Raw genomic sequence first — 20,842 nt, forward strand, 5'->3', positions numbered from 1 at the left:
TTGGTCTTTAAACGTTTTTCAATCTCCAGTCTATTGACTCGGACGACTAATGATATCACGCAGATTCAAATGCTCTTTACCATGGGACTCCAAGTGGTCACTCGTGGTCCTATCATGGCTATTTGGGCCATTGGGAAAATCCTTGGCATGTCAGAATACTGGATTTGGGCAGTAGTGGTGGAGTCATTGTCAACGATCCGCAATGCTGACTTGATTCTGGTCATGAAAGAAGGAAACATCATTGAGCAAGGCAATCATGAAGAGCTTATGGCTCAGGGTGGTTTCTATGCAGACCTCTACAATAGTCAATTTACAGAAGACGAAGCAGAAGAATAAATCAAAAGAAGGCTTGACGGCCTTCTTTTTCTGCACTATACTAGAATAGGAGATGCTTGCAGACTTGTTCTGTCAGGCTTCTTGTGTAAAATCTAGAAACAACGAGAAAACAGATGAAAAACTATCAAGAGTGGTACGATAAGAGGAAATCAAGTCTTCTTCGACACCCACAATTATTGCAATTGATGCGAGTCTTTAATCGCATGATGACAGTTCTGATGCCCTTGGCCTACTTGAGCTTATTGGGAACAGTCCTTATAAGCAAGGGCTTGGGACAAGACCTTTACGCTTATATTTTAGTTCCAGCTTTAGGATTTCTCCTATTGACGCTTGTACGTAAGTGGATCAATCAACCGCGTCCCTATGAAACTTGGGAAATTGTCCCACTACTAGATAAGGACAGCTCTGGGAATTCAATGCCTAGTCGCCACGTCTTTTCGGCAACCATCATTTCCATGGCTTGCTTGCATGCAAATCTGCCTGTGGGGTTGGTTTTGTTGATCTTATCAGTTCTTCTCGGTCTTGTGCGGGTCTTAGGAGGCGTTCATTATCCCAAGGATGTTTTAGTTGGCTACGCCTGTGGTCTCCTCTTGGGAATTCTTTTCTTTATTTTGTAAGAAGCAAAGCAAGTGGGCTTGGCCTCGTAACCACTTACGGGTTAAAAGTGACCACTTGCTTTTTTGCCCTTGTAAAGTCTTCTGGCCTTTGGTATAGTAGATGCAGAAAGGAGATAGGATGAAGTTACGAATCGAGATTGATAGTGAATTAACTGAGACAGAGATTGTCATCAAGGCTGCAGCCCTGACAGATGAGATAGCTGACTTGCAACGACTCTTGCAAGAAACCAAGGCTCCTAGGTTGATCTTTTACAAGGGGACGGGTGAGTACTACTTAGACTTGGCAGAAATCCTCTTCTTTGAGACGGAAGGTAGCAAGATTTACGCCCATACCCAGAAAGAGGCCTACGAGGTTCGGCTCAAGCTTTATGAGTTGGAGTCTATCCTGCCACGTTATTTCAGTCGGGTATCCAAGTCGACCATTGCCAATATCCGGCAAGTTTACTCGGTTGACAAGTCCTTCTCAGGGACAGGCACTATTTCCTTTTATCAAACCCACAAGGAGGTTCACGTGTCACGGCACTACCAATCCCTCCTAAAAGAAAATCTAAGAAACATGAGGTAAGAATATGAAAAAGAAAGCATTTGGTATTGTGTTGCTAGTATTGGCAGCTTTAGTATTATTACAGGGGAATTTTGGAATTCCTTCATTTGGAGGGCAGATTTGGCCCTTGATTGGTATTGGATTTTTTGCCTATCAATCAGTTGAGGCAATCCTTCGTCGTCATTTCACTTCAGCCTCTTTTACAGCCCTAGTGGCCCTCATGATTGCGAATCATTTTTATGACATTTTACCGATTCCCAATCAATCATTGTTCTGGGCGGGAGTGCTAATCGTTCTCGGAGTTGGCATGTTGACTAATTCGAACAAAACATGGAACGAGAAAAAATGGTGGTATGACGCTGAAAAGACCATTCTAACAGAAAAGGAAGTTTCCTTTGGTAGTGGAACTTTTTACAAACAGGACCAAGACTTGGTAGAAGACCAGTTTGAAGTTAGCTGTGGAAATGCCAAGATTTATTATGACAATGCAGAGATGTTAGGCGATAGTGCAACCTTGAAGGTAGAAGTCAGTTTAGGGAATGCAGTTATCTATGTGCCCCAACACTGGAGAGTGGACCTGAAGGTGGAGACTTCTTGTGGAGTAGCTAAGGCAGATGCTCCTGTAGCCCCAACCAGCAAAACCTTGATTATCCGTGGAGAGGTAGCTTTTGGTAAATTAGAAGTTGTCTACGTCAAATAAAAAAAGTCTTCCAATTCCCTTGCCAAAAATAAGAAAGTGTGATAACATAGTACGGTATGTGGTGCTAGCACATCCGCTATATTAGATCTAATAGGAGGAAAACACAATGGCTAAAGTATGTTACTTTACAGGTCGTAAGACTGTATCAGGAAACAACCGTTCACACGCGATGAACCAAACTAAACGTGCCGTAAAACCAAACCTTCAAAAAGTTACTGTTCTTATCGATGGTAAACCTAAAAAAGTTTGGGCTTCAGCTCGTGCTTTGAAATCAGGAAAAGTAGAACGCGTTTAATAAACATGAAAAGACCTACAGGGTCTTTTTTGTTTTGCTCGAAAGCTGAAATCATTTGAAAAATCAAGCAAATATCCGATGATACATCATTCTGCTTTTACAGTTGGGCTGAAATATGATAAAATAGAGTATCAACTATTTGAGGTAAAAAAAATGACTGTAAAAATTAATACAAAAGATGGTCAAGTCGAACTGACAGATGATGTAATCGCTACTGTCGTAGGTGGTGCAGCAACTGAAATTTTTGGTGTAGTCGGTATGGCTAGTAAAAATGCCCTCAAAGATAATTTCCAAGCCCTTCTTGGTAAGGAAAATTATTCAAAAGGTGTAGTCGTTAAAGCAGCTGAAGACGGTAGTATTGCAGTTGATGTATATACTGTATTGAGCTACGGTACAAAAATCAGTGAAGTTTCAAAAAACATCCAAGAACGAGTTCGCTTTAGCCTAGAGAACCAACTTGGGATCACTGCTCAAACTGTGAATGTCTACATTCAAAATATCAAAGTTGTAGGAGAATAATCGTGTCAAATATTACTACAAGCTTATTTCAAGAAATGGTACAGGCTGCTTCAACTCGTTTGAACAAGCAAGCCGAATATGTCAATTCATTGAACGTCTTCCCAGTTCCAGACGGAGATACAGGAACAAACATGGGAATGACGATCGAAAATGGTGCTAAAGAAGTAGCAGACAAACCAGCTTCAACTGTTGGTGAGGCTGCAAGTATCTTGGCTAAAGGTCTTTTGATGGGTGCGCGTGGGAACTCAGGAGTTATCACTTCTCAGCTTTTCCGCGGATTTTCACAAGCCATCAAGACAAAAGAAGAGCTAACAGGAAAAGACCTAGCTCTTGCCTTCCAATCAGGTGTTGAGGTTGCCTACAAGGCTGTTATGAAGCCTGTTGAAGGGACAATCTTGACAGTATCACGTGGTGCTGCCATCGGTGCTAAGAAAAAAGCAGAGCAGACAGATGACGCAGTTGAGGTTATGCGTGCAGCCTTGGAAGGAGCTAAAGCAGCCCTTGCTAAAACTCCAGAAATGCTTCCAGTATTGAAGGAAGTTGGAGTTGTGGACTCAGGTGGTCAAGGTTTGGTCTTCATCTACGAAGGATTCCTTTCAGCTCTTACTGGTGAATACAGTGCGTCTGAAGACTTTGTAGCGACTCCAGCCAATATGGGTGAGATGATCAATGCAGAACACCACAAATCTGTAGCTGGACATGTGGCAACAGAAGACATTACCTTTGGTTACTGTACTGAAATCATGGTTGCTCTTAAACAAGGTCCAACTTATGCTAAAGAGTTTGACTACGAAGAATTCCGTAACTACTTGAACGAACTTGGGGATTCTCTACTTGTTGTTAATGATGACGAAATCGTTAAAGTTCACGTCCATACAGAAGATCCAGGACTTGTTATGCAAGAAGGTCTCAAATATGGTAGCTTGGTCAAGGTTAAAGTCGATAACATGCGTAACCAACACGAAGCTCAAGTGGAAAAAGAAGCTCAAGTCAGCAAGCCAGCTGAAGAAAAAGAATATGCCCTTATCGCAGTAGTAGCTGGACAAGGATTGGCAGACATCTTCCGTGCTCAAGGTGTGGACTATGTCATCGAGGGTGGACAAACCATGAACCCTTCGACAGAAGACTTTGTCAAGGCTGTTGAGAAAGTTAATGCTCGTAACATCATCTTCTTGCCAAACAACAAAAACATCTTCATGGCAGCTCAATCTGCAGCTGAAGTATTGGAACAACCAGCTGTTGTAGTAGAAGCGCGTACAATTCCTCAAGGATTGACTAGCCTTCTAGCATTTGACCCAAGCAAGTCTATCGAAGAAAACCAAGAACGCATGACTGCAGCCCTTGGCGATGTTGTCAGCGGTAGTGTAACAACAGCCGTTCGTGACACGACTATTGATGGTCTAGAAATTCATGAAAATGACAATCTTGGTATGGTGGATGGTAAGATTCTCGTATCAAATCCTGATATGCACCAAACCTTGACTGAAACCTTGAAACACATGTTGGATGAAGACAGTGAAATCGTAACTTTCTATGTTGGCGAAGACGGAAGTGAAGAATTGGCAAATGAAATTGCTCAAGAAATCGCAGAAGAATTCGAAGATGTCGAAGTAGAAATTCACCAAGGTCAACAACCGGTTTATCCATATCTTTTCAGTGTGGAATAAAGATTAAATAATAGAAAAAAGAAAGTTGAGAAATCAACTTTCTTTTTTTGTGACATTTGTCATATCTCCTTATGACAGAAGCTTCTAGTGGCACATGCTTCAAAGAATTATACTAGATATATCAAATGGAGGAAGAACAAAATGAAACATAAAGTAATTGTCGCAATGAGTTTAGTAGCAGCAGGAGTCATGACTTATCTCATGTTTTCAGGATTGGATGAAGGCTTTTATCATTTTCCTTGGGAGTTATTTGCAAGCTTTGGAATCATGTCTTGGTTGATTCGAGAAGGTTTGAAATTGGTCTCAGATGTGAAAAAGGAGTTTGAAAAATGAAAAAAGCGATTCTCTATCTTTTTATTGGACTATCACTAGTGGTATGGTTGGTCGAAATGTTTACAGGTTGGTTTGATCAAGCCTTCCTTCACCAAGCTATTCGTGGTGCCTGGGGATTAGGATTTATGATTTTTATCGCCTTTCCGATGGGAAAGGAGTGGCTGAAAGGAGAATATCATGAACATGATTAAGGTAGAAAGCCTAAATAAAAACATCAAGGGAAAGGCTATTTTGAAGGATATTTCCTTTGAGGTAGCTGAAGGTGAATGCGTCGCTTTGATTGGTCCCAATGGTGCTGGGAAGACCACACTGCTGGACTGTTTGCTTGGAGATAAACTGGTTACAAGCGGTCAAGTATCCATTCAAGGGTTGCCAGTGACGAGTTCCAAGTTAGACTACACTAGATCCTATCTCCCTCAAGAAAATGTCATTGTTCAAAAACTAAAGGTTAAAGAGTTGATTGCTTTCTTTCAAAGCATTTACCCAAATCCCTTGAGCAACCAAGAAATCGATCAACTATTGCAGTTTGACAAGCAACAAAAAGAACAATTGGCAGAAAAATTGTCAGGTGGGCAAAAGCGTCTCTTCTCTTTTGTCTTGACCTTGATTGGGCGACCAAAGCTTGTCTTTTTAGATGAACCAACTGCTGCCATGGATACTTCAACCCGTCAACGTTTTTGGGAAATTGTCCAGGATCTAAAAGCGCAGGGAGTTACCATTCTCTATTCGTCCCATTATATCGAAGAGGTAGAACATACAGCGGACCGAATCTTGGTCTTGAATAAGGGAGAGTTGATTCGCGATACAACACCTCTAGCCATGCGCAGTGAGGAGATTGAAAAGCACTTTATCCTACCTCTGGCTTATAAGGAAGTCGTTGAACAGTCAAACTTGGTTGAAAACTGGTCACAAAAACAAGATGCTCTACAAGTAGTCACACGCGAAGCAGATGCTTTCTGGGAACTGTTAGTGCAAGCAGGATGTAGGATTCAAGAAATTGAAGTCAATAATCGTAGCTTGTTGGATACAATCTTTGAAGAAACACAAAAAGGAGATGACTAAGATGAAACGATGGATCGCACTAAATAAGATAGAATTTCTATTGACCAAACGACAATTAGTCTATTATCTGTTATCCGTAGGGATGCCGACAGCCTTCTATTTATTCTTTTCAGGTATGTACCAGGACACACCTGGTGGACCAGATAATTTTATGCGTGATTACCTCATCTCCATGACAGCCTTTTCCATGATGTCGACAGCTATGTTTTCATTTCCAGCTGTCTTACATACCGACAAGATCAACAACTGGCAGAAAACATTACGCCATACTCCAGTAAATATGGTAGAATATTATCTATCAAAGATAACAAGTATGATGGTTGATTATCTGGTTTCAATCCTGGTTGTTTTCTCAGTTGGGCACTTGGCCAGAGGTGTGGATATGCCTTTAGGAAGCTGGATTGGGGCTGCGCTCTTGCTGATAGTAGGAAGTGTTGCCTTTGTAGCACTTGGCTTGACCCTGACACTCTTGCCTTCTAGTCAGCTGATGTCAGTCGTGGGGAATCTTCTCTATCTAGGCTTGGCTGTTTTAGGCGGACTCTGGATGCCTATCACTTTATTTCCAGACTGGATGCAAGCAATCGGTAAGTGCCTGCCAACCTACCAGTTGATGGAGTTGCTCAAGACCTTCTTAAACGAGGGTGGCATCAATTTATCAGCCACAGTTTATCTACTTGTTTTTTCAACAGTTTTGTTTGGTTTGACCATTTACCTTCAAGGTCATAAGGAGAATGCTTAATGCTTGTAAGACTGAAAAGCATAGATTATATGTATTGGGCCAGTTTGATTTTTATGGTTTTTCCCATCGTTCCTGTAGTGACTGGGGAGCTTCCTAGCTGGCATTTGTTGATTGATATTCTATTTGTCTTGGCTTACTTAGGTGTTTTAACCACCAAGAGTCAGCGTTTATCCTGGCTCTGTTGGGTTATCATGCTAGCCTATGTAGCTGGCTATACTGCCTTTGTTGGTGTAAATTATATCTGGTTCTTCTTTTTCCTTGCCAATCTCTTAATTTATCATTTCGGCGTACGTAGTTTTAATTCTTTACATGTCCGAACTTTTCTCCTTGCTCAAGTCCTTGTTGTGGGGCAACTTTTGATTTTTCAGGAAGTTGAAGTTGAGTTTCTAGTCTATCTACTTGGAATTCTCACTTTTATCGATTTAATGACTTTTGGCTTGGTTCGGATTCGTATTGTGGAGGATTTGAAAGAAGCTCAGGCCAAGCAAAATGCCCAGATAAATCTATTGCTTGCTGAAAATGAACGTAGTCGTATCGGTCAGGATTTGCATGATAGCTTGGGACATACCTTTGCTATGCTAAGTGTCAAGACAGATTTAGCCTTGCAGTTATTTCAGATGCAGGCTTATCCACAGGTGGAGAAGGAATTAAAAGAAATTCACCAGATCAGCAAGGATTCCATGAATGAAGTGCGAACCATTGTGGAAAATCTGAAATCACGGACCCTAGCTTCAGAGCTTGAGACTGTCAAAAAGATGCTAGAGATTGCTGGGATTGAAGTTCAGGTTGACAATCAGTTGGACAAGGCTAGTTTGACCCAAGATGTAGAGTCGACAGCTGCTATGATTTTGTTAGAACTGGCGACCAATATCATCAAGCATGCTAGCGCTGAAAAAGCCTATCTAAAACTGGAACGTACAGATCAGGAATTGCTCCTGACAGTTAGAGATGACGGGAAAGGATTTGCAACTGTAAAAGGGAATGAACTCCATACAGTCCGTGACCGTGCAGCAGCATTCTCAGGTCAAGTAGAGCTGGTCAGTTTGAAAGATCCCACAGAGGTGCGCGTGCATCTGCCTTATAAGGAGAGAAAGTAGATGAAAGTATTAGTCGCAGAAGATCAAAGTATGCTTAGAGATGCCATGTGCCAGCTCTTGAGTTTTCAACCAGATGTGGAGGCTGTCTTGCAGGCGAAAAATGGATCTGAAGCTATTGAGGTTTTAGGGAAAGAAGCAGTAGATATTGCCATCCTTGACGTCGAAATGCCAGTAAAGACGGGACTAGAAGCGCTCGAGTGGATCAAACAAGAAGTGCCTGAAACCAAGGTGGTTATCGTTACGACCTTTAAACGCCCAGGCTATTTTGAACGAGCGGTCAAAGCAGGAGTCGACGCCTATGTCTTGAAAGAGCGGAGCATCGCCGAGCTCATGCAAACCCTGCATACGGTGTTAGAGGGACGCAAGGAATATTCTCCAGAGCTCATGGAAGTCATGATGACCCATCCCAATCCCTTGACCGAGCAAGAAGTCGCTGTTTTGCATGGAGTAGCACAGGGGCTGTCCAACCAAGAAATTGCGGACAAGCTCTACCTCTCAAACGGAACCGTCCGTAATTACATGACCAATATCCTCTCCAAACTAGGCGCAAGCAACCGAACCGAAGCAGCTAAAACTGCCGAAGAAGAAGGTTGGTTGTGAGGGGAGAGAAAGAAAAAATCTCTTAGAAATGAATCTAAGAGATTTTTTTGTTTATTTCACCAACTTCTTCATCTCATCAATACGTGCTACGGTCGCATCGTATTTGGCTTGGTAGTCGGCTTGTTTGTCGCGTTCTTTTTGGACGACTTCTGGTTTGGCATTGGCTACGAAGCGTTCGTTAGAGAGCTTCTTACCGACCATATCCAGTTCTTTTTGCCATTTAGCCAGTTCCTTGTCGAGACGAGCCAACTCTTCTTCGACATTGAGGAGGTCTGCCAGCGGCAAGTAGATTTCTGCTCCTGTGATAACACTTGACATAGCGAGTTCAGGTGCAGGGATGTTTGATGCGATTTCCAAGTGCTCTGGATTTGTGAAACGTTTGATGTAGTTGACATTGCTGTTAAAGAAGGCTTCCAAGTCGCTATCGCTTGTCTTAACAAGGATGGTGATCGGCTTGCTTGGAGCAACGTTTACTTCCGCACGCGCATTACGAACAGCACGGATCAAGTCCTTGAGACTTTCCACACCAGTGTGGGCAGCGAGGTCTTCAAAGGCTGGGTTGACAGTTGGGTATGCTGCTGTGACGATAGAGCCTTCTGAGATTTGCCCAAAGATTTCCTCGGTCACGAATGGCATGATTGGGTGAAGGAGACGAAGGATCTTGTCTAAAGTATAAAGGAGAACAGAACGTGTGATGACTTTCTCTTCTTCGTTATCGCTATAAAGGACTTCCTTAGTCAACTCAACATACCAGTCCGCAAACTCATCCCAGATGAAGTTGTAGAGGATGTGACCAGCTACACCAAATTCAAACTTATCAAAGTTAGCAGTAGCTTTTCCGATGGTTTCATTGAGGTTGTGAAGAATCCAGCGGTCTGTGACATTTCCAGCTTCCTTGTTAACAACTTTTTCGACATTGGCAGTTGCTTGCTCAAGGGTCAAACCTTCATTGTTCATGAGGATGTAGCGAGAGATGTTCCAGATCTTGTTAATGAAGTTCCATGAAGCATCCATTTTCTCGTAAGAGAAGCGCACGTCTTGCCCTGGTGCAGATCCGTTTGAAAGGAACCAACGAAGGGCATCAGCACCGTATTTCTCAATAACATCCATTGGGTCAATCCCGTTACCGAGAGATTTAGACATCTTACGTCCTTGCTCGTCACGAATGAGACCGTGGATAAGGACATTTTGGAATGGCTGACGGCCAGTGAATTCCAATGATTGGAAGATCATACGAGACACCCAGAAGAAGATGATGTCGTAACCTGTAACCAAGGTTGAAGTTGGGAAGTAACGTTTGAAGTCTTCTGAGTCGACATCAGGCCAGCCCATAGTTGAGAATGGCCAAAGGGCAGAACTGAACCACGTATCCAAGACGTCTTCGTCCTGAGTCCATCCGTCGCCTTCTGGAGCTTCTTCACCGACGTACATTTCACCCTCAGCATTGTACCAAGCAGGGATTTGGTGACCCCACCAGAGCTGACGAGAGATAACCCAGTCGTGAACATTTTCCATCCATTGAAGGAAGGTATCGTTGAAACGAGGTGGGTAGAATTCTACCTTGTCGTCTGTGTCTTGATTGGCAATGGCATTCTTAGCCAATTGGTCCATCTTGACGAACCATTGAGTAGACAAGCGTGGCTCAACTACAACACCTGTACGTTCTGAGTGACCAACACTGTGGACACGTTTTTCAATTTTGACGAGGGCACCGATTTCTTCCAACTTAGCAACGACTGCCTTACGAGCTTCAAAGCGGTCCATACCTGCAAATTCAAAGGCCAAGTCATTCATAGTTCCGTCATCGTTCATGACGTTAACTTGTGGCAAGTTATGGCGTTGACCAACCAAGAAGTCGTTTGGATCGTGGGCAGGCGTGATTTTCACGACACCAGTACCAAACTCAGGATCAGCATGCTCATCCCCAACGATTGGAATCAATTTATTAGCGATTGGAAGGATAACATTTTTACCAATCAAGTCCTTGTAGCGTGGGTCTTCTGGATTGACCGCAACCGCAACGTCCCCAAACATAGTCTCAGGACGAGTGGTTGCCACTTCAAGGGCGCATGAGCCGTCTTCCAGCATGTAGTTCATGTGGTAGAAGGCACCTTCAACATCCTTATGGATCACCTCGATATCAGAAAGGGCTGTGCGAGCTGCTGGGTCCCAGTTGATGATAAACTCACCACGATAGATCCAGCCTTTCTTGTAAAGGTCCACAAAGACCTTACGAACAGCTTTTGACAAGCCTTCGTCAAGCGTAAAACGCTCGCGAGAGTAGTCAACAGAGAGCCCCATCTTGCCCCATTGTTCCTTGATAGTAGTGGCATACTCGTCTTTCCATTCCCAGACTTTGTCAAGGAATTTTTCACGACCGAGATCATAACGGCTGATGCCCTCGCCACGCAAGCGCTCCTCAACCTTAGCTTGAGTCGCAATCCCAGCATGGTCCATACCAGGAAGCCAAAGTGTATCAAAACCTTGCATGCGTTTTTGACGGATGATGATATCTTGCAAAGTAGTATCCCAAGCGTGACCGAGGTGGAGTTTCCCAGTTACGTTTGGTGGTGGAATGACGATAGAGTATGGCTTAGCTTTTTTATCGCCAGAAGGCTTGAAAACATCCTCGTCAAGCCATTTTTGGTAACGACCAGCCTCAACCTCGGCTGGATTGTATTTAGGTGAAAGTTCTTTAGACATGTGTGTTCTCCTTTTATTCAGTTAGATAATAATATTTACCGTCTTTTGAGATTATTTTAGTTTCTTTTTCGAGTAAATTCTCAGTTGTATTTTTTATCTCAAGTGAATTATCTAGTTGTTTATAAATTTGTGTGATTACAGAATCAGGTATTTCATTATATTTCCAATCATTGATAATCATTCCAGGGATTTCGAATAATAATCCTTCCCAACCTTGTTTAGCATATCTCTTATTATCCAAATCAAGTGCAAATGTTTTGATGCTCTCATCATGCCATTGATTTAATAAATTTCTAGCATCAGTAGATTGTTCAATATAAATGTTATATAAAGAATAACAATGATCAGAAGATACGGTACCCTTGTTTAATAGATAAATTAATCGTCCAATTTCTTCTAAAATTGAGAGCAAGTATTGTTGAAATCTAATCAGTCTATCAAGATCATCAATACTTTCTTGGTATTTATTGAATTCAGAGTTGTGACCTTTAGATACGATATTTTCTATTGTTAAATTGACTTGTTGTAATAATTCAACTGCATCATCCCTATATCGATTCAAGTCATCTAAAGAACGTTTTCTCAATTCATCATTCTCAATGATTTCGATATTAAATTTGGAAATGTTCCCAACTTTTCCTATTAAAGCTATTATTCTAGCTTTAAATTCAGTTTGTTGAAAATCATATATTTTATCTATTCCTTCTTGCATTTCTGCCATTTTAGTATCAATTTGAGCCATATAATATTGACCTACAACCATGGAGGAAATATTCATTACATCAGCTACTGTATTTGATATAGCTGTTAAATTTTCAACATCCATTGGTATAAGATTGGCTTGACCAGCAAGTTTATTATTTATGGTGTAACCACCACGAAAAGCTCCAAGAACTTCTTTAGAATCGTAAAGTTTTGCTTCAGGTGGGATAACTACTTGATAAATATTACCTTCTTTGACTTTATTTAATAACTCTTCAATAGGTTTATTTTTGACATGATTGGTGAAATTTTGAACGATTTGAGGCACAAGAGCATCTAATTTCGCTACAACATTTCCATCTAAAATCTCATGAACAGGTTTTTCATCAAGATTAATCTCTGTAGGTAAGAACTCAATTTTAGGCATAAGAGCTAAAAATTCTTCGTTTATTGGAGATACTTCATAATCAGTATTTGGAATAATTTCATTAGAGTAGCCAAAATCTACCTTTTTATTATTATTCTTTTTCTTGGTATAAAAGTAAAAAAATACAGGTATAAGTAATAAGATAAGCATCCATTTCATTTTTTCATCTCCCACTCACTCTTCAGCAAGCCATATCTCAAATCATCACAGCGGTTGCCTTGAGCATCTTTGCGGTCTCGGATGCGAGCTTCAAGGGTAAATCCTAATTTTTCCGCAACTCGTTGACTTTGAAGGTTGTAACCAAAGCAAGACAATTCAATCTTGTGTAGGTTCAATTCTTTAAAAGCCAGTTTGACCAATGCACGCGCTGCTTCTGGCACATAACCTCGGCCCCAATAGTCTGGGTGCAAGGTATAGCCAATCTCCAGCACATCGTCTTCGTGGCGATGGTTGAAATCAACAGATCCTATAACTTTATCAGTCCCTTTGACCACAATGCCGTAGCCAGCTGGGAGATTGTCCTTTTGATTGCGTTCAGGAAGGATATGCTCCAGATAGTAAATTTCATCTGCCAAGGTCTTGACGGGCGGAAAGCCCGCTGGATAAGAGACTTCTGGCAGACTAGCGTAGGCATGAATATCCTCAGCATCAGCTACTGTACGAACTCGTAAGACAAGTCGGTCAGTCTCTATTCGTTCTGGTAGTTCAGCTCTTGTCATCCTTCTTCCTCGCTTTCTTGATAAAGCTTCCCATGGGATCGACTCGGTCATCTAGATAACGATAAACGCGCTGATGGCCGTCCCCCATAAAGTAAGTCGGCGCAAAGCGGTCATTTTTAAAATGGCCCTTATCATCTAAGAGCTTTGGATCAGCCAGACGGTCGATAATCTTGGCAAAGATATGGCAGATGCCATCTTCCTCGATAATCCTATCCACCTGGCAATCCAATACGACTGGACAAGCCTCTAAAATCGGCGCCTGAGTCTGTTCAGAAATCTCGTAGTCAAGTCCCAAATGTTTCAATTTCTCCCGATGGCTGATAAAGCCAGCCTGTTCCATTTCGAGCATGAAGTTTTCATCAGGGATGTTTACGGTAAACTGTTGATAATGCTTAATCTGGTCGGCTGCATTTTCCTCAGCACCAACACCGATAACCAGCCAATCGCCCAGACTATAAGAGGAACTGCAGGTTGTGATATTGTACCCAAAGTTCTGATCCTGATACCCTAAGATGAAGATAGGAAAACCATAGTAGAGTTTACTTGTTTTGAAAGATTGTTTCATGACAACCTCCTTTTGCTAGGTCGCAACAAAAAAATCGCCCCTGTCATTAATCTGACAGGGACGAATGTGTTTATCCGCGGTACCACCCAATTTCGGGCAGATGCCCGCAACTTTAATCTTCTTGTTTCACTTTTATGACGTCGTTAGCTCGTCTTGGCGTACTTGAGTACAGCCTGCAACTCGCTGCCTAGTCCTAAAAGGAAACAAAAAGATAATTCTAATATTTCATTTTCATCCATTAGCAACCAGTTTTGACACATTTGTGGACTTCTCAGCTCCGCCACTTTCTGTAAAATGTGGGACTCAAAACACCTCTAATGGCTTTATTTTAACAAGTTTTTGACGGAAATGCAAGGGACAAGAAAGATTACTTGAACTTGATGCCGTTTTCTTTTAATTTCTTAATAGTAGCTGGACCGATTCCTTTTAAGGCAAGGAGTTCTTTTTCTGTCCAGTTTTTGAAGTCAGCAGCAGACTTGATCCCTTCATCGTAGAAAGTTTTAGCACGGTCAAGTGGAAGTCCGCCTAGGTCAGCTGCGAAATCTTCAACAGAAGTTGTAAGCTTGTGGGCTTGCTCTTTAGTTGATTCTACAGCTTTTTCTACTTGCTTAGAGACAGCTTTTCCTGCCTCACTTGCTGCTTTTTCAGCATGCTTCACAACTTTTTTTGTTTCTTCGACAACCTTGTTTACAGCATTTGAAAGTGCACCTGAACGACGAAGGTTGTTTCTTAATTGTTTTTTACGTTGTAGTTTTTTTGACATGATAAGATCCTTTCAATAAAAAACCCCTGTGATTGAACAAGGATAAATCTTTATGTTTTATTGTATCAACTTTCTTTGGGAAATGCAAGGCATGTTAGTTTAGAAAGATAGGAGTCCTATAGGGAATTCCGCCTTAGAATAAGAGAATATGATAGAAGAAAAGCGAAAAATATGGTATAATGAAACGATAGATTTTTGAATAGGAATACAATCATGTTTGGATTTTTAAAAAAAGATAAAGTAACAGAAACACCAGCAGTGGTGCCAGCACATATCGGAGTTATCATGGATGGCAATGGTCGTTGGGCTAAAAAACGGATGCAACCACGTGTCTTTGGGCATAAGGCTGGGATGGATGCTCTGAGAACGGTAGCCATTGCTGCTAGTGATATGGGTGTCAAGGCTATGACTGTGTATGCCTTCTCGACTGAAAATTGGACACGTCCAGACCAGGAAGTCAAGTTTATCATGAACTTGCCTGTTGAATTTTATGATAAGTATGTCCCCGAATTGCACCAAAAGAACATGAAGATCCAAATGATTGGGGAAACTGATCGCTTGCCAAAACAAACTTTTGAATCTTTGAAAAAAGCGGAAGAGTTGACCAAGTTGAACACAGGTTTGATTCTTAACTTTGCCCTTAATTACGGTGGACGAGCTGAGATTACACAAGCGGTCAAATTGATTGCACAGGATGTTTTGGATGCCAAGGTGAATCCAGGCGATATTACAGAAGAGTTGATTGGGGAATACCTCTTTACAGGGCATTTGCCTAAGGTCTTGCGTGATCCGGACTTAATCATTCGAACGAGTGGGGAGCTTCGCTTGAGCAATTTCTTGCCTTGGCAAGCAGCTTATAGTGAACTTTATTTCACAGATGTTTTGTGGCCTGACTTTGATGAGGAAGCTTTGAAAGAGGCTATTGCAGAGTATAATCGCCGCAATCGTCGATTTGGAGGAGTTTAGGAAAAGTTATGAAAAAGGATTTATTAAAGAGAACCATATTTGCCGCTCTGGCATTAGCAATCTTTATCCCGCTCTTGGTGATTGGTGGGCTTTGGTTACAGATTGCTATGGGACTTCTAGCCATGCTAGGGGTTCATGAGTTGCTTCAGATGAAAGGGTTAAATACCATGACCCCTGAAGGTTTGCTGACCTTGTTAGCGACTTTTGCACTGACAATCCCCCTAGAAAACTACTTGACATTTTTACCTGTAGATGGGAATGTTGTCGCATATGGTGTTGTGATTTTTATCATGTTAGGTTGCACTGTTTTTAGCAAGAATTACACCATTGAAGATGCTGTATACCCAATCGCTATGAGTTTCTATGTTGGTTTTGGATTCAACGCTTTAGTGGATGCTCGAATCGCAGGTTTGGATAAAGCCCTCTTGGCCCTCTGTATCGTATGGGCAACTGATAGTGGGGCTTATCTCGTAGGAATGAATTTCGGTAAGAGAAGATTGGCACCGAGAGTCTCTCCGAACAAATCCATCGAGGGAGCCTTTGGTGGAATTTTAGCTGCCATGCTTGTCACTCTTATCTTTATGTTAGTGGATAGTACGGTTGCCCTTCCTTACGGCATTTACAAAATGATGCTCTTTGCTATTTTCTTTAGTATTGCAGGGCAATTGGGTGACTTGATTGAAAGTGCCATGAAACGCCATTTTGGAGTCAAGGATTCAGGCTTCTTTATTCCAGGACATGGTGGAGTACTGGATCGCTTTGACTCTATGTTGGCTGTTTTCCCTATTATGCACCTCTTTGGCTTATTTTAAGGAAAGGTGAACAAATATTAAATGTTAGGATTATTAACCTTTATCCTTGTTTTTGGAATTATCGTGGTGGTTCACGAGTTCGGCCATTTCTACTTTGCTAAGAAGTCTGGAATTCTGGTTCGTGAATTTGCCATTGGTATGGGTCCAAAGATTTTTGCCCATATCGGGAAAGACGGGACTGCTTACACGATTCGTCTCCTACCGCTTGGTGGTTATGTCCGCATGGCAGGTTGGGGTGAGGATACCACAGAGATTAAGACAGGAACTCCTGTTAGTTTGACCTTAGCCGAAGATGGTAAGGTGAAGCGCATCAATCTTTCTGGTAAGAAGGTCGATCAAACGGCTCTTCCTATGCAGGTCACTCAGTTTGACTTTGAGGATAAACTCTTTATCACAGGTCTGGTTTTGGAAGAGGAAAAAACTTTCTCTGTAGACCATGATGCAACTATCGTGGAAGCTGATGGGACGGAAGTTCGTATCGCTCCGCTAGATGTTCAATATCAGAATGCAACTGTCTGGGGCAAGTTGATTACCAACTTTGCAGGTCCTATGAATAACTTTATTCTAGGAGTTATCGTTTTTTGGATTTTGATTTTCATGCAAGGTGGCGTTCGTGATACGCAAACGAATAACTTCAGTATTATTCCCAACAGTGCATTAGCTAAGGTCGGTGTTGAAAATACAGCACAAATCACTAAAGTCGGTTCACACGAAATTAGTAACTGGCAAGATTTGATTCAGGCAGTTGAGACAGAGACCAAAGACAAAACAGCACCTGTATTGGATGTAACAGTCTCTGAAAATGGAACTGAAAAACAAGTCAGTGTGACCCCTGAGGAAAACCAAGGTCGCTATATTCTAGGTGTTCAACCAAGACTCAAATCAGATATCTGGTCTATGTTTGTAGGTGGATTCACCTCTGCAGCTGACTCAGCCTTGCGCATTCTCAACGCCTTGAAGAGCTTGATTTTCCAGCCTGACTTGAATAAATTGGGTGGACCTGTTGCTATCTTTAAGGCAAGTAGTGATGCTGCTAAAAATGGTCTTGAGAATGTTTTGTTCTTCTTGGCTATGATTTCCATCAATATCGGGATTTTCAACTTGATTCCTATCCCGGCACTTGATGGTGGAAAAATCGTGCTCAACATCATTGAAGCTATTCGCCGCAAACCGCTGAAACAAGAAATTGAAACCTATGTTACTCTAGTTGGAGTTGTGATTATGGTTGTCTTGATGATCGCCGTGACTTGGAACGACATCATGCGTACCTTCTTTTAAGAATTAGAGGAAAAATATGAAACAAAGTAAAATGCTTATTCCAACGCTTCGCGAAATGCCAAGCGATGCTCAAGTTATCAGCCACGCCCTTATGTTGCGTGCTGGTTATGTTCGCCAAGTATCAGCAGGAGTCTATTCTTACCTGCCACTTGCTAACCGTGTTATCGAAAAAGCCAAGAACATCATGCGTCAAGAGTTTGACAAGATGGGCGCTGTTGAAATGTTGGCTCCAGCCCTTCTCAGTGCTGACCTTTGGCGTGAATCTGGCCGTTATGAAACCTACGGTGAAGATTTGTACAAATTGAAAAACCGTGAAGGATCTGACTTTATCTTGGGCCCAACTCACGAAGAAACCTTTACAGCGATTGTCCGTGATTCTGTCAAGTCTTACAAGCAATTGCCTTTGAACTTGTACCAAATCCAGCCTAAGTATCGTGATGAAAAACGTCCACGTAATGGACTTCTTCGGACCCGTGAGTTCATCATGAAAGACGGCTATAGCTTCCACGCTAATTACGATAGCTTGGATGTAACCTATGATGAGTATAAGGCAGCTTACGAGCGTATCTTTACTCGTAGTGGCTTGGACTTCAAAGCCATCATCGGTGACGGTGGAGCTATGGGTGGTAAGGATAGCCAAGAATTTATGGCCATCACACCTGCTCGTACAGACCTTGACCGTTGGGTTGTTTTAGATAAGTCTGTCGCATCATTTGATGAGATTCCTGTAGATGTACAGAAAGAAATCAAGGCAGAATTGCTCAAATGGATGGTTTCTGGTGAAGATACCATTGCCTACTCAAGTGAGTCAAGCTATGCAGCTAACTTGGAAATGGCGACAAACGCCTACAAACCAAGCAACCGTGTTGTGACTGAAGATCAAGTGGCTCGTGTGGAAACGCCAGGTGTTAAATCTATCGATGAAGTAGCAGCCTTCCTAAATGTTTCAGAAGAAGCAACAATCAAGACCTTGGTTTATATCGCAGACGAGGAGCCAGTTGTTGCCCTACTCGTTGGCAATGACCAACTTAATGAAGTCAAATTGAAAAACTACCTTGGTGCAGACTTCTTGGAACCTGCAACCGAGGCGGAAGTGAAAGAATTGTTGGGAGCGGACTTTGGTTCACTTGGGCCAGTCAATCTTCCAGAAAATGTCAAGATTATCGCAGACCGCAAGGTGCAAGATAGTCGCAATGCTGTTGCTGGTGCCAACGAAGATGGCTACCACTTGACTGGTGTCAACCCAGGTCGTGATTTCACTGCTGAGTATGTCGATATCCGTGAAGTTCGTGAGGGTGAAATCTCTCCTGACGGACAAGGTGTTCTCAACTTTGCGCGTGGTATCGAAATCGGTCACATCTTTAAACTCGGAACTCGCTACTCAGCAAGTATGGGAGCAGATGTCTTGGACGAAAACGGTCGTGCAGTTCCAATTATCATGGGATGCTATGGTATCGGTGTCAGCCGTCTCCTTTCAGCAGTCATGGAACAACACGCTCGCCTCTTTGTTAACAAAACTCCAAAAGGTGAATACCGTTACGCTTGGGGAATCAACTTCCCTAAAGAATTGGCACCATTTGATGTACATTTGATTCCAGTTAATGTCAAGGATGAAGCAAGTCTTGCATTGACAAATCGTATCGAAGAAGCCTTGGTCAACAAAGGTTACGAAGTCTTGACGGATGACCGTAACGAACGTGTCGGTGTTAAATTTAGCGATAGCGACTTGATTGGTCTTCCAATCCGTATCACTGTCGGTAAGAAAGCAGCAGATGGTATCGTAGAAGTCAAGATCAAGGCGACAGGGGATACAATCGAAGTTCATGCAGATAGCTTGCTTGAAACCCTTGAAATCCTAACAAATAAATAAAATCTATAATCAGAAGAAAAACAAGACAAAAATGTAACTAGTTTTTGCCTTGTTTTTTCTCTATAATGAGATAAAATAAAGATAAAAAGAGTAAATAAAGAGGTAGAGCTATGCTAAAATTTCCAAAGGATTTTGTCTGGGGTTCCTCAACTTCTGGGCCACAGACAGAAGGGCGATTGCCTAGTGACGGAAAGGGAGATAATCTCTGGGATTATTGGTTTCAAGTAGAACCAAATCGCTACTACAATGGGATTGGACCAGATAAGACATCGACCTTCTATGAAAATTGGGAAAAAGATATCGAATTATTGTTAGAAACAGGGCATACAGCCTTTCGGACTTCTATCCAGTGGTCTCGTATTTTCCCACAGGGTCGTGGAGAAGTCAATCCTCAAGGTGTAGCTTTCTACCGTCAGGTCTTTGAAGCTATTAAGGCCAAGGGAATCCGTCTCTTAGTCAATCTCTATCATTTTGATTTGCCTTTTGCCCTTCAAGAGGATGGCGATGGTTGGGAAAACAAGGCGACCATCAAGGCTTATGAAGACTATGCACGTTTCTGTTTTGAGACCTATGGAGACTTGGTGGATCAATGGATTACCTTCAATGAGCCTATCGTTCCTGTAGAGTTTGGCTATTTCTATGATGCTCATTATCCACATAAGGTGGATGCCAAAGCTGCGGTTAAGGTTGCCTATCATACCCAGCTAGCCAGCACTCTTGCGGTTAAGGCCTGTCATGAGGTTTTGCCTGATTCTAAGATTGGAATTGTCCTCAACTTGACACCAGCCTATCCACGTAGTCAGCATCCTGCGGATGTCAAAGCTGCACGCATTGCTGATCTATTCCAAGCTCAATCTTTCCTAGATCCATCTGTCTTGGGAACTTATCCAGAAGAATTGGTGGAGATTTTAGCTGAGCATGACTTGTTACCAGAGTACACGGCCGAAGAATTGGAAGTCATTCGTGAGAACACAGTCGACTTCCTAGGAGTGAACTACTATCAACCTTTGCGTGTCATGGCGCCACGTTTTGCTAAGCATCCTGACAGCCCGCTTTTACCAGAGCATTTCTATGAACCTTATGTTATGCCAGGTCGTAAGATCAATCCGCACCGCGGTTGGGAAATATACGAGCAAGGGATCTATCATATTGCTCAAAATATCAAGAAAAACTATGGCAATATCGAGTGGATGTTGACCGAAAACGGTATGGGCGTTGAAGGTGAAGACAAATTCCGTGAGAATGGTATGATTCAGGATGATTACCGTATTGACTTTGTCAAAGGTCACCTTCGTGAGCTTCATCGTGCCATTGAAGATGGTGCCAACTGTAAAGGCTACTTGATCTGGACCTTTATCGACTGCTGGTCATGGCTCAACAGCTATAAAAACCGCTATGGTTTGGTCGAGCTTGACCTTGAAACGCAAGAACGCCGTCTAAAAAAATCAGGCCACTGGTTCAAAGAACTCAGTGACAATAATGGATTTTAAGCAACTTTTTATAAAGATTCAAAAAACCATTGGAAATG

The 20,842-nt window shown here is 42.2% G+C and carries 22 protein-coding genes and 1 pseudogene; 18 read left to right on the forward strand and 5 right to left on the reverse strand.

Annotated elements, in window-relative coordinates; genetic code table 11:
• Positions 1-183 precede the first annotated feature (183 nt).
• The 13 genes and pseudogenes from O3643_RS04900 to O3643_RS04960 form a co-directional block, all read left to right on the forward strand.
• A pseudogene (locus O3643_RS04900) lies at positions 184-336 on the forward strand (ABC transporter ATP-binding protein); the annotation flags it as partial.
• A gap of 113 nt (positions 337-449) precedes the next feature.
• Complete coding sequence (locus tag O3643_RS04905) at positions 450-953, forward strand: phosphatase PAP2 family protein (protein ID WP_371500242.1); 504 nt, start codon at positions 450-452, stop codon at positions 951-953.
• 118 nt (positions 954-1,071) lie between these two features.
• Complete coding sequence (locus O3643_RS04910; RefSeq protein WP_004250544.1) at positions 1,072-1,518, forward strand: LytTR family DNA-binding domain-containing protein; 447 nt, start codon at positions 1,072-1,074, stop codon at positions 1,516-1,518.
• A gap of 4 nt (positions 1,519-1,522) precedes the next feature.
• Positions 1,523-2,197, forward strand: a complete 675-nt coding sequence (locus tag O3643_RS04915; RefSeq protein WP_036758119.1) for a hypothetical protein — start codon at positions 1,523-1,525, stop codon at positions 2,195-2,197.
• 106 nt (positions 2,198-2,303) lie between these two features.
• On the forward strand, positions 2,304-2,492 hold the full coding sequence (gene rpmB, locus O3643_RS04920; RefSeq protein ID WP_001140948.1) for a 50S ribosomal protein L28: 189 nt from the start codon (positions 2,304-2,306) through the stop codon (positions 2,490-2,492).
• A 153-nt stretch (positions 2,493-2,645) separates the two neighbouring features.
• Complete coding sequence (locus O3643_RS04925) at positions 2,646-3,011, forward strand: Asp23/Gls24 family envelope stress response protein (RefSeq protein ID WP_000216443.1); 366 nt, start codon at positions 2,646-2,648, stop codon at positions 3,009-3,011.
• A gap of 2 nt (positions 3,012-3,013) precedes the next feature.
• On the forward strand, positions 3,014-4,678 hold the full coding sequence (locus O3643_RS04930) for a DAK2 domain-containing protein (protein ID WP_225749942.1): 1,665 nt from the start codon (positions 3,014-3,016) through the stop codon (positions 4,676-4,678).
• A 141-nt stretch (positions 4,679-4,819) separates the two neighbouring features.
• Complete coding sequence (locus O3643_RS04935) at positions 4,820-5,011, forward strand: hypothetical protein (RefSeq protein WP_006152799.1); 192 nt, start codon at positions 4,820-4,822, stop codon at positions 5,009-5,011.
• Positions 5,008-5,202, forward strand: a complete 195-nt coding sequence (locus O3643_RS04940) for a hypothetical protein (protein WP_006154913.1) — start codon at positions 5,008-5,010, stop codon at positions 5,200-5,202. The genes O3643_RS04935 and O3643_RS04940 overlap by 4 nt, the downstream gene beginning before the upstream one ends.
• On the forward strand, positions 5,189-6,073 hold the full coding sequence (locus O3643_RS04945) for an ABC transporter ATP-binding protein (protein WP_371500246.1): 885 nt from the start codon (positions 5,189-5,191) through the stop codon (positions 6,071-6,073). The genes O3643_RS04940 and O3643_RS04945 overlap by 14 nt, the downstream gene beginning before the upstream one ends.
• A gap of 1 nt (position 6,074) precedes the next feature.
• Positions 6,075-6,812 carry an ABC transporter permease gene (locus O3643_RS04950; protein WP_371500248.1) on the forward strand — a complete coding sequence of 246 codons (738 nt, stop codon included), beginning with the start codon at positions 6,075-6,077 and terminating at the stop codon, positions 6,810-6,812.
• On the forward strand, positions 6,812-7,909 hold the full coding sequence (locus tag O3643_RS04955; RefSeq protein WP_371500250.1) for a sensor histidine kinase: 1,098 nt from the start codon (positions 6,812-6,814) through the stop codon (positions 7,907-7,909). Before O3643_RS04950 ends, O3643_RS04955 begins: the two co-directional genes overlap by 1 nt.
• Complete coding sequence (locus O3643_RS04960; protein ID WP_247913141.1) at positions 7,910-8,509, forward strand: response regulator transcription factor; 600 nt, start codon at positions 7,910-7,912, stop codon at positions 8,507-8,509. It begins immediately after the preceding gene.
• A gap of 51 nt (positions 8,510-8,560) precedes the next feature.
• Here O3643_RS04960 and O3643_RS04965 read toward each other — a convergent pair whose 3' ends face one another.
• The 5 genes from O3643_RS04965 to O3643_RS04985 all read right to left on the reverse strand — a co-directional run bounded on the left by O3643_RS04965 (position 8,561) and on the right by O3643_RS04985 (position 14,388).
• Complete coding sequence (locus O3643_RS04965; protein ID WP_371500253.1) at positions 8,561-11,212, reverse strand: valine--tRNA ligase; 2,652 nt, start codon at positions 11,210-11,212, stop codon at positions 8,561-8,563.
• Between the two features lie 13 nt (positions 11,213-11,225).
• Positions 11,226-12,500, reverse strand: coding sequence for a hypothetical protein (locus O3643_RS04970; RefSeq protein ID WP_371500255.1), 1,275 nt, complete (start codon positions 12,498-12,500; stop codon positions 11,226-11,228).
• Entirely contained in the window at positions 12,497-13,060 is a 564-nt protein-coding gene (locus tag O3643_RS04975; protein ID WP_371500257.1) for a GNAT family N-acetyltransferase, read from the reverse strand. Before O3643_RS04975 ends, O3643_RS04970 begins: the two co-directional genes overlap by 4 nt.
• Entirely contained in the window at positions 13,047-13,625 is a 579-nt protein-coding gene (locus tag O3643_RS04980) for a flavin reductase family protein (RefSeq protein ID WP_371500259.1), read from the reverse strand. Before O3643_RS04980 ends, O3643_RS04975 begins: the two co-directional genes overlap by 14 nt.
• A 367-nt stretch (positions 13,626-13,992) precedes the next feature.
• The gene (locus O3643_RS04985) at positions 13,993-14,388 is read right to left on the reverse strand and encodes a helix-hairpin-helix domain-containing protein (protein WP_371500261.1); all 396 of its coding nucleotides are present in this window, start codon (positions 14,386-14,388) and stop codon (positions 13,993-13,995) included.
• Positions 14,389-14,601: 213 nt separating this feature from the next.
• Between O3643_RS04985 and O3643_RS04990 the strand changes: the two genes are divergently transcribed.
• From O3643_RS04990 to O3643_RS05010, 5 genes are all read left to right on the forward strand, one after another.
• A complete protein-coding gene (locus tag O3643_RS04990) occupies positions 14,602-15,354 on the forward strand; it encodes an isoprenyl transferase (protein ID WP_247913133.1) in 753 nt (250 codons plus the stop codon).
• A gap of 8 nt (positions 15,355-15,362) precedes the next feature.
• A complete protein-coding gene (locus O3643_RS04995) occupies positions 15,363-16,166 on the forward strand; it encodes a phosphatidate cytidylyltransferase (RefSeq protein ID WP_195183398.1) in 804 nt (267 codons plus the stop codon).
• Positions 16,167-16,187: 21 nt separating this feature from the next.
• A complete protein-coding gene (gene rseP, locus O3643_RS05000; protein ID WP_371500264.1) occupies positions 16,188-17,444 on the forward strand; it encodes an RIP metalloprotease RseP in 1,257 nt (418 codons plus the stop codon).
• Positions 17,445-17,460: 16 nt separating this feature from the next.
• A complete protein-coding gene (locus O3643_RS05005) occupies positions 17,461-19,314 on the forward strand; it encodes a proline--tRNA ligase (RefSeq protein ID WP_371500266.1) in 1,854 nt (617 codons plus the stop codon).
• A 110-nt stretch (positions 19,315-19,424) separates the two neighbouring features.
• A complete protein-coding gene (locus O3643_RS05010; protein WP_371500268.1) occupies positions 19,425-20,804 on the forward strand; it encodes a glycoside hydrolase family 1 protein in 1,380 nt (459 codons plus the stop codon).
• The last annotated feature ends 38 nt before the right edge of the window (positions 20,805-20,842 follow it).

The sequence above is a fragment of the Streptococcus sp. 20925_1_44 genome, assembly GCF_041432435.1.
GTDB lineage: Bacteria > Bacillota > Bacilli > Lactobacillales > Streptococcaceae > Streptococcus > Streptococcus infantis.